The 18,389-nt window shown below is 35.6% G+C and carries 16 protein-coding genes and 1 pseudogene; 15 read left to right on the forward strand and 2 right to left on the reverse strand.

Features of this window, described 5'->3' with window-relative positions:
• Positions 1–21 precede the first annotated feature (21 nt).
• The 13 genes and pseudogenes from FTT76_RS05180 to FTT76_RS05230 all read left to right on the forward strand — a co-directional run bounded on the left by FTT76_RS05180 (position 22) and on the right by FTT76_RS05230 (position 13,684).
• On the forward strand, positions 22–585 hold the full coding sequence (locus FTT76_RS05180; RefSeq protein WP_180004218.1) for a TetR/AcrR family transcriptional regulator: 564 nt from the start codon (positions 22–24) through the stop codon (positions 583–585).
• Positions 586–1,272: 687 nt separating this feature from the next.
• Positions 1,273–4,164, forward strand: a complete 2,892-nt coding sequence (locus FTT76_RS05185) for a type VI secretion system Vgr family protein (RefSeq protein WP_180190133.1) — start codon at positions 1,273–1,275, stop codon at positions 4,162–4,164.
• Positions 4,164–5,564, forward strand: a complete 1,401-nt coding sequence (locus tag FTT76_RS05190; protein WP_180009471.1) for a hypothetical protein — start codon at positions 4,164–4,166, stop codon at positions 5,562–5,564. The genes FTT76_RS05185 and FTT76_RS05190 overlap by 1 nt, the downstream gene beginning before the upstream one ends.
• A 14-nt stretch (positions 5,565–5,578) precedes the next feature.
• Positions 5,579–6,559, forward strand: a complete 981-nt coding sequence (locus tag FTT76_RS05195) for a PoNe immunity protein domain-containing protein (protein ID WP_180009470.1) — start codon at positions 5,579–5,581, stop codon at positions 6,557–6,559.
• Between the two features lie 38 nt (positions 6,560–6,597).
• The gene (locus tag FTT76_RS05200; protein WP_180009469.1) at positions 6,598–7,578 is read left to right on the forward strand and encodes a PoNe immunity protein domain-containing protein; all 981 of its coding nucleotides are present in this window, start codon (positions 6,598–6,600) and stop codon (positions 7,576–7,578) included.
• Positions 7,579–7,645: 67 nt separating this feature from the next.
• The gene (locus FTT76_RS05205; RefSeq protein ID WP_180009468.1) at positions 7,646–8,914 is read left to right on the forward strand and encodes a type VI immunity family protein; all 1,269 of its coding nucleotides are present in this window, start codon (positions 7,646–7,648) and stop codon (positions 8,912–8,914) included.
• A gap of 35 nt (positions 8,915–8,949) precedes the next feature.
• Positions 8,950–9,921, forward strand: a complete 972-nt coding sequence (locus FTT76_RS05210; protein ID WP_180074081.1) for a PoNe immunity protein domain-containing protein — start codon at positions 8,950–8,952, stop codon at positions 9,919–9,921.
• 479 nt (positions 9,922–10,400) lie between these two features.
• Complete coding sequence (locus FTT76_RS17620) at positions 10,401–11,012, forward strand: DUF1911 domain-containing protein (RefSeq protein ID WP_257223246.1); 612 nt, start codon at positions 10,401–10,403, stop codon at positions 11,010–11,012.
• A gap of 39 nt (positions 11,013–11,051) precedes the next feature.
• Complete coding sequence (locus tag FTT76_RS17625) at positions 11,052–11,462, forward strand: DUF1910 domain-containing protein (protein ID WP_257235041.1); 411 nt, start codon at positions 11,052–11,054, stop codon at positions 11,460–11,462.
• Between the two features lie 46 nt (positions 11,463–11,508).
• Positions 11,509–11,865: a DUF1911 domain-containing protein gene (locus tag FTT76_RS17630; RefSeq protein WP_257235042.1), complete on the forward strand. Its 357-nt coding sequence runs from the start codon at positions 11,509–11,511 to the stop codon at positions 11,863–11,865.
• A gap of 228 nt (positions 11,866–12,093) precedes the next feature.
• Complete coding sequence (locus FTT76_RS05225; protein ID WP_257223244.1) at positions 12,094–12,855, forward strand: hypothetical protein; 762 nt, start codon at positions 12,094–12,096, stop codon at positions 12,853–12,855.
• A 78-nt stretch (positions 12,856–12,933) separates the two neighbouring features.
• A pseudogene (locus tag FTT76_RS17635) lies at positions 12,934–13,065 on the forward strand (hypothetical protein); the annotation flags it as partial.
• A 178-nt stretch (positions 13,066–13,243) separates the two neighbouring features.
• Positions 13,244–13,684: a hypothetical protein gene (locus FTT76_RS05230; RefSeq protein ID WP_180027310.1), complete on the forward strand. Its 441-nt coding sequence runs from the start codon at positions 13,244–13,246 to the stop codon at positions 13,682–13,684.
• A gap of 73 nt (positions 13,685–13,757) precedes the next feature.
• On the opposite strand, the gene FTT76_RS05235 is transcribed toward FTT76_RS05230, so the two are convergent.
• Positions 13,758–14,537, reverse strand: coding sequence for a ferredoxin--NADP reductase (locus tag FTT76_RS05235; protein ID WP_078189109.1), 780 nt, complete (start codon positions 14,535–14,537; stop codon positions 13,758–13,760).
• 106 nt (positions 14,538–14,643) lie between these two features.
• Here FTT76_RS05235 and tsaA point away from each other — a divergent pair, with 106 nt between their 5' ends.
• Positions 14,644–15,357, forward strand: coding sequence for a tRNA (N6-threonylcarbamoyladenosine(37)-N6)-methyltransferase TrmO (tsaA, locus tag FTT76_RS05240; RefSeq protein WP_180005251.1), 714 nt, complete (start codon positions 14,644–14,646; stop codon positions 15,355–15,357).
• A 39-nt stretch (positions 15,358–15,396) separates the two neighbouring features.
• On the opposite strand, the gene FTT76_RS05245 is transcribed toward tsaA, so the two are convergent.
• Entirely contained in the window at positions 15,397–16,410 is a 1,014-nt protein-coding gene (locus tag FTT76_RS05245; protein WP_168379329.1) for a hypothetical protein, read from the reverse strand.
• Between the two features lie 210 nt (positions 16,411–16,620).
• On the opposite strand from FTT76_RS05245, the gene FTT76_RS05250 reads away from it, so the two are divergent.
• The gene (locus FTT76_RS05250) at positions 16,621–18,378 is read left to right on the forward strand and encodes a GspE/PulE family protein (RefSeq protein WP_180009493.1); all 1,758 of its coding nucleotides are present in this window, start codon (positions 16,621–16,623) and stop codon (positions 18,376–18,378) included.
• Positions 18,379–18,389: the final 11 nt, after the last annotated feature.

Here is an 18,389-nt window from a genome sequence, read left to right on the forward strand (position 1 = left end):
TTGGTGCATCAGGTAAATTAAATGTCGAAAAAGCAAGACATCATTAACGTTGCGCTCCAACTCTTCAATTCTTATAGCTATAACTCGATTGGTATAGATCGAATTATTGGGGAATCGGGCGTTGCTAAAATGACGTTTTATAAATATTTCCCCTCTAAAGCCAAATTAATTGAAGAATGTCTCGTGATTCGAAATCTTAATTTACAGGAATCACTTGAAGCTACTATTGCAAAATGTGATCCAGAAGACCATCTTTCGCATATTAAAACCATTTTTGCTTGGTACGATGCTTGGTTTCGTACTGCAGATTTCAATGGTTGTATGTTTCAAAAAGCAGTAGAAGAAATATCTAAAGTTTATCCGTCTTCATTGCAACCTGCGATTGACTATAAAGAGTGGCTTAAATCAAAACTAAGTACTGCCTTACAAAATCTGGGCATTCAGCAAACTGAACAACTAGCTGCATTTCTGAGTAGTATTTTGGATGGCATGACCATCCAAGCCCAAATTGACTCCAACCAAGTGCATTTAGCAGATTATTGGAAGCGAGTTGAAACCTTAATTCGTTTGGAATTGACCGCTTAAATTTGTTTGTAGGCATCTAGGTTTTAAATCTAGCGACGACTTATTTGTATTGATTAACCATCAATTTTTTTCAAATACTTTAAGATTCTAAGAAAATAAAAAGCGCGATTATTTGGGGTAATCGCGCTTTGCTGACAATTGTGCGTTCAAATCATTCACTTTGTTAGCTTAAGTCAATGATTTGATTTTCGAACGTTTTATACGTTTTCTCTCATTTATATTTTTACCCTCTGAATGCTAAATTCATTCGGTTTTTGCAGCAAAATAGACAGACTTGTCTGTTTTTTTGAATTATAGGGGATCTTAGGTGAATTACAAGACAGGAAAGAAAGGGTTGTGTGTTTTTTAATCTGACTTGAGTTTAAATTAATCTACTATTTTTAAAGATAATATTAAAAAATTAATCATTAAGCTCGGTGCTAATTAGACGATAAACTATTTTTACACTTGTGTGAATGACGTTGCTTGTTGGATGCAAGTGCATGGTCTAAGACCATTTGGTGAATATTTTATATGCAAGAAGTATTTAGTGAGTGGGTTCTCAGCTTTTTAGTTTTAAGTGAATTTTTGAATCGTGGATTTTACATAACGAAACATCTTCTATGGTTTTAAGCATTAAGTTTATTGATGAATTTGACTAAACTAGCAGCAAAATTATTTCCATGATTACAATTTAGAATTTTTATTATGTTAGGCAAAATATTTGCTGTATTAGAACAATTGGGTCTATCCGCCCAAAAACGTGCCATTCATGTGCAATTTTCCAACCCTGCGTTGAATGATGAGCTTTTTATTCAACGTATTGATGGGGAGCATGTCTTAAACCAAGGCGTGCAAGCGACTTTGATTTGCCTATCTACTAATGCACTTATTCCACTAAAACAATTTATTGGCGCACAAGTTGCCGTTGATCAAGTGACTGATCAGGGCGAACTCTTCCGTACTACGGGTATTATTACAGAGGCGGCTCAAGGGCAGAGTGACGGTTCACTCACGCTGTATAAACTCACTTTAGAAGATGCAACATCGCTGTGGCATAAGCGCCGCAACAGCCGTGTGTTTATGAACAAATCGGTGCGTGATGTCAGTGAAACTCTCTTTAAAGAATGGCAAAGCAAAAGTCCGCTCTTTGCATCCAGTCTAATGCTTGATCTAAGCGGTTTAAGCCAAAACTATGATGTACGACCTTTCATCATGCAGTCGAATGAAAGCGATTATGACTTTTTAACGCGACTTTGGCGCAATGAAGGCATCAACTGGCTCATCGATGAAGCGCAGCTGAAAGTGCCGCATTCCTCAGCGCCAATTGAAAAACAAAAACTCCGCCTGATTGATGACAATAGCCAATATCAAGCACTCAGCCGTCGTAGTATCCGCTTTCATCGCTCTAGTGCCACAGAAAAACAAGACAGCATCACCAGCTTGATCGGTGAACGTAGCATTCAACCGACTGCGGTCCATGTGCAGCGCTGGCAAGCCGATGGACTGAGCCAAGAAGAAGGCGCAGGTTCAGTTCAAAGCAAACATCAGCATAGCCAAAGCCAAGACAATGCCAGCTTAAGTCTAGAGCAAGCATGGCATGTCAGCCCTGCATGGATGCAAGACTTAAAAGGCGAAGACCAAGCTACGGCTTCATCTAACAGCCAGATTGAAAAATTGAATCAAAACCTAACGCGCTATCACGAGCTACAATCGAAAAAATTCAATGCACAATCGACCGTGCGTGATACCCAAGTGGGTTATTGGTTTGAATTGAATGAACACCCAGAAATCGATCAACACAGTGGTGCAGACAAACAATTTTTAATCACAGAAAAAAAATTCTATAACCAAAATAACTTACCTAAAGACCTCTCTGAACAAGTCAATCAACTGATTGAACAAAGTCAGTGGAACATTAAACCCATCCATGAACAGGCCGAGCGTCAGGCTAATCAGCTCACATTACAACGCCGCAATATTGCGACGGTTCCTGAATATAACCCACTCGAACACCGTCCAAGCACCCATCCGCAACGGGCTAAAGTTGTCGGGCCAAGTGGTGAAGAAATACATGTCGATGAATGGGGACGAATCAAAGTTCGTTTCTTATTTACCCGTGGAGATGACCACAGCCATGATGGCGGTGCAGGCAGTAATGACAATGATACGGATTCTGCATGGGTAGATGTGCTTACCCCATGGGCAGGCGAAGGCTATGGTGCACGTTTCTTACCACGTATTAATGAAATCGTGGTCATCGATTTCTTTGACGGCAATATCGACCGACCATTTGTGGTGGGGCGCATACATGAAGCACAGCGCAGTCCGACCCAATTTGATAGTAAAGGTAAACTGCCAGACACCAAAAAACTAGCTGGAATAAAAAGTAAGGAAGTCCAAGGGGAAGGCTTTGGACAACTGCGCTTTGATGACACGACTGGACAAATATCAACACAATTACAAAGTACCCATGGTGCCACTCAGCTTAACCTCGGTAACCTTAGTCATCCCAAAGAAACCGCAGAAAGTGCAGGGCGAGGTGAAGGCTTTGAACTGAGAACCGACCAATGGGGCGCAGTACGTGCAGGACAGGGGCTACTTGTCAGCACACACCCACAACAACAAGCAGCGGCAATGCACCTCGACGCACAAGCGGCGAAAGAACAAATCGAAGCCAACTTAAACAGCAGTAAAGCCTTAAGTGAAGTGGCGAAAAATCAACAAACTGACCCACTTGAAGTCTTGGATAATTTAAAAAACTTCCTTCGGCAAATCGAAAAAGGCAGTAAAGAAAAGGCGGATGCCTTTAAACAAGCCTTAATGATTTTATCTGCACCAAACTCAATTGCTGTAAGTAGTCAGGAAGATGTTCATCTTTCAGCAGATGGACAGATCAGCCAAAGTGCAGGGGATAGCATCAACCTCAGCAGTCAAAAATCCTTAATTGCCCATGCACAAAGCAAGATCAGTCTATTTGCAGCACAAGAAGGCTTACGAGCTTATGCAGGCAAAGGCAAAGTTGAAATCCAAGCCCAAGGAGATGGGGCAGATCTGATTGCCCGAAAAGGTATTCAAATTATTTCCACGGAAGATGTAGTTTATATCACCAGTCCTAAAGAAATAATCCTGACTGGAGGCGGATCACAGCTCAAGATTAATGGTTCTGGCATATTCCCTACCACGGGTGGAAAGTTTGAGGTTAAGGCCGGGCAGCATTTATTTACAGGTGGAAGTACGGCTCAACCAAAAAATATTACTTTACCATTATTAGGTGAAATGCAAAATTGGATGGAATTGAACTACCATTATGATGATTTATCACCAGTTAAAGGGGCTCCTTTTAAAGTCTTTTTTGAAGATGGAAGTTACAGAGAAGGTACTTTAGATGATAAAGGGTACGCTAAATTAGAAAATGTACCTAAAGGAAAATCTGAAATTTATTATGGGGAAGATCCGTCAGAGTTTAAAAAAGACATTCCCGATGACCTAGATGCAGAAATTGAAGATACAGACACTATTGACGATGATATTTGGTCACTATTAGATGAAGAAGCATATCAAAAACTTACAAATAACTTACAGAATGGAGCGAAATAATGGGCTCTGTCGCTAAATATAAACGTTCTGTAGATTCTGTTCCCGGTGGATGGCTACAAAGTTTAAAAAAAGACACTATGACTTTCTTTAAAGGTGAAAGTACTGGTGGTTGGGCAATTTTAGCGGAGACGGTAATTGGGTGTGTACCTGTTTTAGGTCAATTGGTAGACGCGAGAGATATTATTAAAGCGATTATCATTTTATCTGCAAATCCAGCTAGCCCTGCTGGATGGTTTGATCTTATTACAGCATTAATTGGCTTAGTTCCAGGTGGTGGGGATGCTGTCAAAATGTCATTAAAAAGTGTCAAAAAAGGCGCTTTACCAATGGATAGTATTTTAGATGGTATCCGAAAACTAGGGAAAGGTGATCCTGAGCAATTGATACGTAAGTGTCTAGATCTAAATGCATTACAAAAAAATTTGGATAAGATACTGACAAACCCTAAAGTATTAAATCAGCTAAGCCCTGAAGCTCGTAAAAATGTTGATCAGATTCGAAAAAATTTAGGTAAACAATTACAAGAATTTAAAAAGGAAGTTGATGGCTGGCTAATAAAAAGTAGAAAAACTTCAGCAGATGCAAATAAAAATTCTAAGAACCAAACAAATAAGCCAAATTCTCCAGCAAATGGTGGACAAAAAGCAAACAATACAAATCAGGGCAAATCTAACAGTACCAATAATTCGTCAATAGGCCAAACAGCTATAACTAATTTATCTAATAAATTTAAAGGTATTCTAGGTGAGCATATGGCAGATTACTATTGCCAAGAAATTAAAGGCTGGGGAACTTCAACACATGATAAGATAGGAACGAAAAACTCTCATAAATTGAATGATAATGGGGAAATGGTAAATCTATTTTCTATTAAAAGTAGAGGGCGTGGTATAGATGGAGTTTGGAAGAAAAATAATAATGACGCAAAACCATATGCAATTATTGAGGCTAAATGTAGCCAAAATCCTGCTGCTTCACTTAGAGATTTATTAGGTGATGCTAATGATAAAAATGGTATTGATAAATCAATACCTCAACAACAACAAAGATCTGGCAGAACTTCTAGAAACCGTACTAACACTAGTTCAACTAATCGTAATCTAACTTTAGGTGGCGAAAAATATAGAGATTCTAGTGGAAAAGTAGTTCAAATGAGCCATCATTGGATAACAAATCGTCTTGTTAAATCAGTAGGAATTAAGCTAGCTCCAATAATATTGAAAAAAAGAAGATATGAAAGATATGTTATTTTTTTTAGTGGATTGCAGGTAGTAGAACATGCTGTTGCATTAATTAAATTCTTATCTAAACAAACAGTAACTGATAAAGAACATTCTATTCATACAGCTACAAAGGTTTGGACTGATAAAGACATTAGTATCGTTGTTAATAATAAATAATTGGAAATTTATTTATGATGGAATTTAAGTTTAATCGTAGACAACAATTTTTAGATGAAAGTTACTATCAATCTACAAGGAGTGAGCTTGTCAGCGCCATAGAAAGTTTTTTAAGTGAATCAAATGATGATGATGATATCGAAGCAGGATGGATAGACTCTTATTCGATAGCGTCTAGATATCAGTTTGATTTGCTTATTTTGGACTATACTGCTGGTAAACCGATTGAGTATTTACGCTTAGAATTTGATAAAGTAATTGAATTATTCAAGGAACTCTCTTTAAAACAAAGAGCCTATTATAAAAATAATAATTTTAGTGTTTTTGACATCGAAATTTTAGATGACTATTGTGTATATATATGGATTATCAGCCTTTGTTATTTATTAAAAAGAACTGATTTACTACCGTTGGTAGCTAACCTTGTTGATGGAGAGGATCAAGAAAATGGAGGGAAAGATTGGATTGTAGAGGAATTTTTGGCTTTTAATGACGATAACCGTTTTGATTGTTCAGATGTCCTTTTTTCAAATCCTTATTTTGAGTTATCCAATGCATTTGTGACCCAAGATAATAAAGTTTCATTCAAGCATTTAAACAAATTTTTAAAAAAATGGTATAAAGATTTATCTGGAGCTCCATGGCATGATACCCATAAATCAGAGGGTGGATATTATGGATATTGGGCTTTTGAAGCAGCTTGTGCTGTTATTCTATTAGAAATAGAAAATGATAAAGAATTTCATGAATACCTCTATTATCCTAAAGACTTAATAGAGTTCTATCGTACATTTAAACCTAGTAGTGCTGAAATTGACCTCCTAACTAAATATCAAAAAGTATCAATTCAAGCAGGTAAAAAATGTCCTCAATCAGGTTATTGGTTCAGTGTAGCCAAGGAAAACACTCGTAAATACTTTAAACAAGGGGAAATATTCCCTGATTTTGAAAGTGATTGGGGGGATGTATATTGGCAGTTTGACGGTGAAGAATAAGTGAAAATATGCCCTTCGGGGCAGTTTTTGGGCATAAAATGGATTTAGTTAATATAAAAAGACAACAATTTCTTACACCTCAAATGTATGAAACATTAAAGGCGGAAACTCTGAACACTATTGAAACTTTTAAAGTAAATCCTACAGGTGTTGGTGATTCAATAGAAGAAAGATGGGTATACTCTTATGCTATCGTAGCAGAGGACTATTTAAATCTGCTTATATTGGAATATACAGCTGGCAATAGTTTACCTTTTATTAGAAGCCAAATTGAAATAGTTATTGACTATTATGAGCAATATGGAAGTAAATTAAAAAGTTATCATAAAAATATAAACTTACCAGTTTTTGAATTATTTACTATTGATGGCTATTGTCCATGTATTTGGTTAATCAGTTTGTGTTATTTACTCCACCGAAAGGATTTGCTACCTAGAGTTGCGAAATTAATTGACGGAGAAATGAGAGAAAATGTTGCTCAAGATTGGCTAATTGAAGAGTATTTATCTTTTTCAGATGAAAATAGATATGATTGTTCAACAGTATTAGTACCAAAACCTTACTTATTATTATGTGAAGCCTTTTCAAATCAAGATAATGAAATTTCTTTAGCTTTTGTCCGTAAGTTTTTAAAGAATTGGTACAAAGATTTATCAGGTGCGCCTTGGCATGATACTCATAAATCAGAAGGTGGCTATTATGGATACTGGGCTTTTGAAGCAGCGTGCGCTGTTATTCTGTTAGAGATAGAGAATGATACTGTCTTACATGAATACTTATATTACCCTAAAGATTTGGTTGAATTTTATCACAAATTCAAGCTCAAAACTTCAGTAATAAATTTTCTTGAAAATCATAATAAATTTTCAATTAAAGCTGGGGAAAAATGTCCTCAACAGGGTTATTGGTTTACAGTTGCTAAAGTGAACTCACGTCAATACTTTAACTTGGGAGATGTTTTTCCTGATTTTGAAAGTGATTGGGGCGATGTGTATTGGCAGTTTGATGGTGAAGAGTAATTTATGCCTTCGGGACTTGATAATATTGGATCTCTAAAAAAAGAAGTATTAATTAAAAGAATATTTTATGAGCACAGCACAAGTTTATTTAAATGATGAGGAAATAGAAGAATTAGTTCGAGATATTCCTCTTGATACATCAATAATTTATGGGGAAGAAAAAAAAGAGTTCGGAGTTTGCCCTTATATTACATTTTATATTGATCAAAAAAAAACAAATGCGCAAGAATTTTTGATAAAAGTAATTGATATTTATGAGAAATTTGAATTCGAAATAATTGATAAGCCATTTCATTTAAGATTTCGATGTGATACTGAAGTTTGGAAAAAGGCAATTTCATGGATTAGAAGTCGTGAAGAAATATCAGCTGAAATGGCAAAAATTTATAAAAAATATTTCATTTACTATTTAGGTGCAACATCTGCACAATCTCAAGATCAAAGTCCACGTTGGGCTTTAAGTGCAAAGATTAGAGACTCTAGTGAGCGCTATTCTAGTCTAAAATTAACTTTTGGTGATCAATGGTATAGATCCAATAAAGATATTTGGTACTCATTTGTTCAAAAATGTCTAGAAATGCTTAACCCAATTCAAGCATATAGTGGATATGAAATTGGAAACACAAGTCAATTTGCATTTGTTTCTCCTGAATTTGAAACAGTTGAACGGACTTTCACGGATTATTTTTACGGGCTCGATATTGATCATCCTGGTATGGAGTTTTCTCATGAAAATATGTTTATTGCAGAAGATCGGGATGGTTTAGGTGGCGGTATTCGTACCCCAACATGGTGCTTTTTACTTTCTCCCTACTGGCTAGAGAAACTAGGCTTGAGTGAAGAACAAATTCGTGAAAAACTGGATGATCCACGAATTGAAATTACTAAAATTATAGACCTAGAAGATTCAACAAAATACAGCTTATGGATACGTTTGGGAGAGCTTTCACTTTATCCAGTTGAAGAAGGTGTTCCTGATTTATTGGTGATGGCAAATGAACTAATTAAACCGATACGTTGTGATAACTTAAAACTGACCACTTTAGATGCGTGGTCAGATGATCCAAATCCACGTTTTGATGCCGTAAGTTCAAAGCAATGGATTGCACGATTTGATGAAGACAGCACTTGGCCTGAATTAAAACGAGTGAAAGTTGAAGTTCAAGAACCAGAAAGAATAGATATTGTTATTGCCGGTAGCCCATGTCCTCACGCAGGATATTGGTATACTTTTGCTAAAGAAAACTCACGTCAATATTTTAAACAAGGTGATATATTCCCTGATTTTGAAAGTGATTGGGGTGATGTGTACTGGCAGTTTGATGGTGAAGAATGATTTATGCCCTTCGGGGCATTATTTTTGGAATAAGAATGATTTTTGATAAAAAGAAAAGACAATTATTTTTAACAGATGAAGTTTACAATAGAGTAAATATATTTTTAAAAGAATTACCCATTGAAATTTTAGAAAGTAAAAAAATATATGAAGACAGTCCATCTGATATAAGAAGATTAGATTATTACTTATCACTACATTCTTATGATTTATTAAGTCTAAATTTTACTGCTGGGTTTGATATTTCTACACTTAGAATTCAATTAGAAGATGTAATTACGAAATATGAAGAATATACAATAGCCTTGCGCAAAGACGAGGAGGATGAAGATTGGGCACCATTTTATTTTACAGCTATAGATGAGTACGAAAGATGTATGCAGTTGATAGGACTGTGTTATCTATTACACAGAAGGGACTTATTACCTCGTATTGCAGCGATGCAGGACAAAATTTACCATGAGCAAACAGACCAATTAGATACACTGTATGAGGACTTTTTATCATTTGAGTTGGCAGATAGATATGATGTGGATCAATGGTTTTTTGATAATCCATATCGCCCATTAATTTTTAGTAAATATAGAGATACTAAACAAGAGAGTATTCGGGATATACAGGAATATTTGAAATTATGGTATCCCGCATTTGAAAGTGCTCCATGGTATGACTTACATAAAATGGAAAATGGAGGTTATTTTGGCTATTGGGCTATAGAAGCTGCTGCTTACGTTTATTTGCTAGATTTAGATGATAGTGAAATAACACATATGATTTATCCAAAAGATTTGGTTAAATTTGCCCGAGAATTTGTACCTTGCGAGAAGGATATAAGTAATCCAAGTACAAAAACATTAAAATGCGAAGCAGGTCAAATTTGCCTTAAAACAGGTGAATGGTATAGTCCTGCGAATAACATGGAAAAACGTCATTTTAATCAAGGAGAAGATATGCCTGAGATTAAAGATAACCCTTGGGGATTAACGATTTGGTATCTAACTGAATAAATAGATGCCATTCGGGGCATTTTGGAATGGGTGGGGATGTGTACTGGCAGTTTGATTGTGAAGAATAAATAAAACATACCCTTCGTGGCATTAATTTTAGGATTAATATGAGTTTCGATAAATATAAAAGACAGATTTTTCTAACTGAAGACTATTATAAAAGTGCCTATGATTTTTATATAGAAGACGTTGATTTTTAGAAAGAAAGTGATGCATTTGAGGATGATGAGTATAATTGCGGCGAAAAAAGAAGATGGAATTTAATAACACATGATTATTCTTTTCTACTTTACCTTGTATACACAGCAGGAAAATCTATAGGGGAAGTTATACCCTTATTTGAAAAATTTATAGAAGGCTTTGAAAAACAATCTGAAGCCTTAGCTATCTTCCATAAGTCAAAAAAACCTTCTGTCATTCCAACTCAAAATGAAACGTTAAATATACTTGGTCTGGCTTTTTTATTTAATCGAAATGATTTGTTTGATCGTATACATTCATTAGTCAATGGTGAGGGTGAAAGTCATACGTGTGAAGATGAGGTTATTAATAAATTTTTTAAACTTAATGATCCTTCACATCCAACATTTAACGAAGGAAATTTATTTGCATTAGGTTATTCAAAATTATGTGATGTGATTGATAATGTGCTAGTTAAAAATAATAAAGAAACTGCTGTTAAATATTTAGATGAATACTTAGCTGATTGGTATCAAATGAATAAAAATGCACTTTGGTTTAATAGTCATCTAGAGCCTGCAGAAGAACTAAAATATTGTGGTTATTGGTCTTTTGAAGCAGCAGCTCTTGTTTATTTACTAGATTTGGATGACACTCCTCTACACAAGCATTTATTCTATCCTAAAGATATAGTTGCATGGGCTCGTAAAAATAATACTCAATCTGAAGTAACCCAAGAGAATCTAACTGTAATAAAAGTCAAAGCTGGCGAAAAATCCCCAAAAACGGGCTATTGGACAACCCCAGTACAAGTGGATTCACGCGTTCATGTGTTAAGAGGTGAAATCTTACCAACACTTTCTGGAACAGATTGGGGTGAAGTGTACTGGTATTTTAATGGTGAGGAATAAATAAAACATGCCCTTCGGGGCATTAATTTTAGGATTAATATGAATTTCGATAAATATAAAAGACAGATTTTTTTAACTGAAGATTATTATTTAAAGACTAAAGAATACAATGAAGAAGGAATACCCTTATATTTAGAAAGTGATGCATTTGAAGATGATCAATATAATTGTGGAGAAGCTTCAAGATGGCAATCTATTACATGGATCTATCATTCTTTATTATATCTTCATTATACTGCAGGAAAGCCAATAGAAGAAATATCTCCATTATTTGAAAAAGTAATAGAAGGTTATGAAAAACAAGCAGAAGCATTAGGAGTTTTTAAAGCAAGTAAAAAGCCAGTTGTTATTGGTGGTGAAGGTGGTTTTATTACATTAAGTACAATTAGCTTAGCAGTATTGCTAAATAAAAATAATTTATTATCTACAATTAAACAATTAAACAATTAAACAATTAATCAATGGCGAGGATGGAGGAACTTTTAGTGAAGATGAAGTGATTAATAAGTTTTTAAAACTAACGGATTCTAATCATCCAGATACTGAAAGAGATGGGATATATAGTTATAATTTTTCAATATTATGCGATGTGATTGATAATGTAATAATTAAAAATAACAAAAATCATGCGATTGAACTGTTGGATGAATATTTGGCTGATTGGTATCAAATGCATAAAAATACACTTTGGTACAATAGTCATTTAAATTTAGATAATTATTCATATGTTGGTTACTGGGCTTTTGAAGCAGCAGCTCTTGTTTATTTACTAGATTTGGATGAAAGTTCTTTACATAAACATTTGTTTTATCCTAAAGATATAGTTGCATGGGCTCGTAAAAATAATACTTAATCTGAAGTAACCCAAGAGAATCTAACTGTAATAAAAGTCAAAGCTGGCGAAAAATCCCCAAAAACGGGCTATTGGACAACCCCTGCACAAGAAGATTCACGCGTTCATGTGTTAAGAGGTGAAATGTTACCAACACTTTCTGAAACAGATTGGGGTGAAGTGTACTGGTATTTTAATGGTGAGGAATAAATAAAACATGCCCTTCGGGGCATTAATTTTAGGCTGAATATGAATTTTAAAATCGATCCTAAATTTTTATATTTATTAGAACATTTTAGTTCTAAAGAATTTTTTTATAGCATGAGAAATAACTATCAATCTTTTTTAGATCGTTTGGAATTGCTGTTTGTCGTTTATATGAGAAATCTACCCTATAATTATCTGGATTTTCCAATGCCAGAGCAAGTTGACATCAATTGGGGAGGGACGGTTTTACCGCTTTTAAGAAAAACCATGGATACTTTAGATTTTGCTTATATAAGAATAAAAGAAGGCGATCTAACATATTTAGATTGCGCATCAGAGATTCGATCGAATGACAAAGGTATGAGTGAGTTTTCAAAAAAATGGATGGATGAACTACCTCATGAAAATGTGAAAGAATGTTGGGATTTTTATACAAAGGCTAAGGCCGAGGCATTCATTATTGAAAATACCTATCCAACGTATTGGAATCAAGAAAGTATTGTTGATGAAATATTTGATATTTCAAAAATTAATATTCCTGTGTCATATCCCATTTATCGTATAAATCAAAGTATTAAAGTAAAATCGAATGAAAAAGTTGCGATAACAGATTTATATATTTCCGAATTTGTGCCGAACCGAATAGAATTTATGGCTCATAGTAATGAAGATGATAGAGGTTTTGGTAGTGTAATTCCCACTACAATAGATCCAGAAACTTATGAAACATATTATGAGAAAACAGATTGGTACTTGATTGAAAGAGTCGCAAATGAAGGGGGCAAGTTTACTGATCGAAGCTGAAATGATTTGTGTTGTCTGATGTGTGTTGATAAATGATAGCGAAATAACACATATGATTTATCCAAAAGATTTGGTTAAATTTGCCCTAAAACAGGTGAATGGTATAGTCCTGCGAATAACATGGAAAAACGCCATTTTAATCAAGGAGAAGATATGCCTGAGATTAAAGATAACCCTTGGGGTCTTACGATTTGGTATCTGACTGAATAAGTAGATGCCATTCGAGGTATGTTGGAATGGATGGGTATGTGTACTGGCAGCTTGATGGTGATAAATAGGATAAAATTTCCTTTTGGTTATTCGTTTCTAATGGATAATATTTTTAATTTTCTTTGATTATTATTTTTAATTAAATAAATTAAAACCCAATATTTTTTAAAGGATAATGATGAAAGTTTTAAAAACGAATTTAATGTTTATTATGCTTTCAGCAATGAGTTTAATAGGGTGTAATACTCATTCAACAAAAACTTATGTGTTGACGACAACATCTTATGGTTATGATGCAAGTTATATTCCTTATATTGTTGAATTAAATGGAGAGGAGCTAGGTGGAGGGCTAGGTAGTGGAACGAAAAGATCAGCAGTGATAACAGGAGCTCAATATATTAAATGGGGAGAAGGTAATAGCTCTAAAAAGCATATTGCAACCAATGTCCCCACATTGACGAATGAAAATTTAAAAGATAAAAAATATTTAGCTGTACATATATATCCAGATGACAGTGTGGAAATTAATTTATCGAATGAATTACCTGATGCTACTGAGAAAGGTTTAGAGTGGAGAGCAAAAATTATTGATGAATTGAAGGTAAAAGAAGAAAAATAGCTGTATCAGTCATTAGTGGCATATAGATAAAAAAAAAGCGCATGATGAGATGCGCTTTTTAATTTACAGCTAATTATTTTTCAACGAATGCACGTTCGATCACGTAGTCGCCTAGAACGCCCATCTTAGGAGATTCTTTCAGGCCGTGCTGGTCAAGCAGGGCAGCAACGTCGTCTAGGAATGCAGGTGAACCGCAAAGCATTGCGCGGTCAGTTTCAGGGTTGAAACGTGGAAGACCAATTTTTTCGAAAAGTTGACCAGATTCAATGGCAGTAGTTACACGGCCCTGAGTATGGAATTCTTCACGAGTTACCGTAGGGTAGTAAACCAATTTTTCTTTCGCGCCTAATTCACCAAAGAATTCGTGGTTAGGAATTTCATCTAAGATTAAATCTTGATAAGCCAATTCCGAAATGAAACGTGTACCATGTACAACGATGATTTTTTCAAAACGTTCGTAAGTTTCAGGGTCACGAATTACAGAAAGGAACGGTGCAAGACCTGTACCTGAAGAAAGTAGGTATAAGTTTTTACCAGGGTTTAAGTCATCTAGAACCAACGTACCTGTAGGTTTTTTAGATACTAAAATTTCATCGCCAACTTTTACTTTTTGTAAAATAGACGTTAAAGGACCATCTGGAACTTTAATAGAGAAAAACTCTAATTCTTCTTCATAGTTTGCGCTTGCAATAGAATAAGCGCGCATTAAAGGCTTACCATTTACTTCAAGGCCGATCATCACAAATTGACCGTTTTTAAAACGTAACGCAGTATCGCGAGTGGTTTTAAAAGAGAATAAAGTGTCATTCCAATGGTGGACGTGAGTAATCTTTTCGACGTTAAAAGCAGCCATTAAAGGTCTCAATAAAATTATCAAATTAGAACAGCTTACTATTCTAATCTAAAATCATTCTCGATAAACTGAATATATTTAATTGAACTTATCAGAAAAAGTGATTATGTCTGAGCTTAAAATGCCAATTATCGGGTATATGAAATCTCCCTACCGAGAAAAATTTGGTATTCCACGTCAGCCGAATTTGGTGCAAGTCGAATCTTATATTGAAATGGTGGAACCTTATAACGATTTATTGGCTTTCGAAGGGATTGATGATTTTAGTCATCTTTGGCTGATTTGGCAGTTTCATGAAAATAAAAATGCAGATTCGACAAAATTTCGTCCGCAAGTTCGTCCTCCGCGTTTAGGTGGTAATCAAAAAATCGGGGTATTTGCGACACGAAGTATGTACCGACCGTCACCTATGGGCTTGTCGGTTGTGCAGCTCAAAGGGGTGAAAAAAGTCGGAAAATCGGTACGTGTCTATGTTGTCGGTAGTGATTTGTTGGATGGAACACCAATTTTAGATATCAAACCCTATATTCAATATTCAGATGCAGTTATGGATGCGCAAAGCGGTTATGCGCAGGATGAGCCAGAAAGAAAATCTGTGATTTGGTCAGAGCACGCTGAGCAACAAAAACAGGTATTTTTGAATAATGGCAATTTAACCGAACAATTAACAGCAGAACTGGAACAAGTATTGAGTTTAGATCCACGTCCTGCTTATCAGCATGATGTTGAACGTATATATGGCATGTTGTTTGGCGGTTGTAATGTGCGTTTTTGCGTAGACACTAATAAAATAGTCGTACACGAAATTCTAAGTAGTTAAAAAGATCAGGTTTTAAACCTGATCTTTTTTGAAATCGAATTACTTTAATTTAGAGTATTTATCAATTTCAGTACTAGCGATATTGTTAAATAGCGAGCATTCATTTTTGATTGCTTCTACATAGTTAGTTTCAACTTTTGCTTCCAGGCTATCCTTTCCATAATTTTGAATCGCCTCATCTAAGTCAGCTTGATAGTCTTTAATATCATTAGCCAATGTGTAAGTGGTCCCTGATTTATAGTATGAGCCATAACGATAATTTTGATTAAACTGCACATAAGCATCAAAATCATAATTTACAGGTTGATTTTTCGAAATATAAACTGGATAAGAAGCTATGTTTTGGATGGTATAACCGTCATCTAAATATTCAGTAGGATCAAAACCATTAATGTTGTCACCAAGGAGTTCAACATAATTTTTTGAACTTGATGATGTTTTCAGTCTTAAGCAAGTTGAACCTTGAGGAAAAGTTTTTCCTTTTAATTTTGAATAATAGAAACTAGGGAATGTGCCCAACTTCGTTGCTAACGTAGTATCTGCACCTGAAAGATAATTAAATGTGTCTACGTAATAGCCAATTTCTTTACCTGTTAAATTTACCACTTCGAAATTTTGAGTCAGTTTCAGACCATTGAAGTTTTGACTAGATGCTGGTGTGAAAATCCATTGGCTATCATTTTTAGAAATTAAATTGGCAAATTTATAACCATATTCGGTTTTGTTCAGCACTGGTGTATAAAGGCCTTCGTCTGTTAAATAATCAGAAATTATCCATTTCAAGTCATAATTTTCATTGTTATTGCTTAAATAATCAACATTGAAATAAATAGTATTATTTTGAATATTGAAATGTGTTTTTTCGAATAAATTGTCGCTTCCATCCCAATATGATGATGAGTAGATTGACCATTTATTATTTTCGGAACTAGTTTCAGCTCCATTTCCTGATCCAGTTTCAGATGAAGTAGAACTATTGTCTGAAGAGCCGCCGCCGCAAGCGCTTAGAATTAAGGAACTAAAAATGGCTAGGCTTAAAATTTTAAATTTCATGTTACCCTCTTTAATAAATTATGAATTACGTCACTATTATTTGTGACTGTTGCATATAGTATAGAAAAACATAAAAAAGGGAATGTTAAAAATTAACTAATTAAAATTAATGATTTAAGTTAAATTTTTCTTAATAATTTAAGTAAAAAATATTGCGTTTTAATCAGCTGGTTTTGTTATAGTGAACCTATGTTTGGGGAACATAGAACAATGACTTTTAATTTTGAAATTGACACTTCTTGGTGTTTAGACCAATTACAAAAAGATGGACGTATTACTGAACGGGACAAAATACTGATTCAAACCACGCACCGTCAGCGTGAGCAGTTGAAATGGCATCCTCTACAATGGATTGCCAATTTTAATTTAGTCGATCAGAGTCATCCGCAGTCTACCTTAACATTGAATAGACTTTGCCAATGGTTGGCAGAAAAGTCTGGAGTACCGTTTTATATTATCGATCCTCTAAAAGCTGATGTGCCTGCTTTGACCGCCATTATGTCTCAGGAATTTGCAGTACGAAATCGCATTTTAGCGGTTGAATTACAAAATGAGCATGTGCTGATTGCAACGGATCAACCTTATAAAAATGAATGGATTGCCAATTTAGAGAGAACGGTATTACCACGTAAGATTCAGCGTGTATTACTCAGTCCAGACCAACTACAGCGTTACTTGGTTGAATATTACCAAGTGAGTCGTGCGGTCAGTAATTCGCAAAAATCATCGAGTTATGACCGTGAAAATAAAGGCGTTGAAGCACTATTACAATTAGGTGATACACAAAATCCAGATGCCAATGATCAGCATATTGTGAAGCTTGTGGATTGGGTCTTACAGTTTGCCTTCGAACAAGGTGCAAGTGATATTCACCTCGAGCCGCGTAAAGATACAGGAAAGGTGCGTTTTCGTATCGATGGCGTATTGCATACCATCTACAACATGCCCGCAAATACCCTGACAGCCGTGGTCTCGCGAATTAAGATCTTAGGTCGGATGAATGTGGCTGAAAAACGTAAACCGCAAGATGGACGTTTAAAAACCCGTACACCCAAAGGCCAAGAAACAGAGCTACGTTTATCGACGCTGCCAACAGCCTTTGGTGAAAAGTTAGTCATGCGTATTTTTGACCCTGAAGTCTTGGTACGTAGTTTCCAACAGCTCGGTTTTGAAGGGTGTCTGTTGGATGATTGGAAAGCATTAACCAGTCATAGTCACGGTATTATTTTAGTGACCGGTCCGACGGGTTCGGGTAAAACCACCACGCTTTATTCATCGCTCAAGCAATTGGCAACTGAAGAAGTGAATGTCTGTACGATTGAAGACCCGATTGAGATGTTAGAGCCGAGCTTTAACCAAATGCAGGTGAATACAGGGATTGATTTAGGCTTTGCTGATGGTGTACGGGCTTTAATGCGTCAAGACCCTGACATTATCATGGTCGGGGAGATCCGAGATCATGATACGGCAAATATGGCAATCCAAGCTGCATTAACAGGTCATTTGGTGCTTTCAACTTTACATACCAATGATGCACCATCGAGTTTGACGCGATTACATGATCTGGGGATTCAGCCTTTTTTAACGGCAGCGACCATTTTAGGGGTTTTGGCACAACGTTTGGTTCGTCAACTCTGTCCACATTGTAAGCGTGAGACTTTTATCAATGAACAAGAGTGGAAACATTTGACCTTTGAATATGCGATACAAATGCCTGATTTTGTCTACGAGGCGGTGGGCTGTGATGAATGTCGTCAAACGGGTTATAAAGGCCGTGTGGGGATTTATGAATTTATGCCACTCAGTATTGAAACCAAACAATTGATTGGTGCCAATGCAGATCTAACCCAATTACGTACACAGGCACGTAAAGAACATGTCGAGCCATTACGAATTGCAGGTGCGCGTAAAGTACTTGCAGGGGTGACGACTTTAGAGGAAGTTCTGCGTGTCGTACCGCTCAACTAATGGTTCGATCA

Origin of the sequence: Acinetobacter sp. YH01009 (genome assembly GCF_013420765.1) — a bacterium.
Taxonomy (GTDB): domain Bacteria; phylum Pseudomonadota; class Gammaproteobacteria; order Pseudomonadales; family Moraxellaceae; genus Acinetobacter; species Acinetobacter amyesii.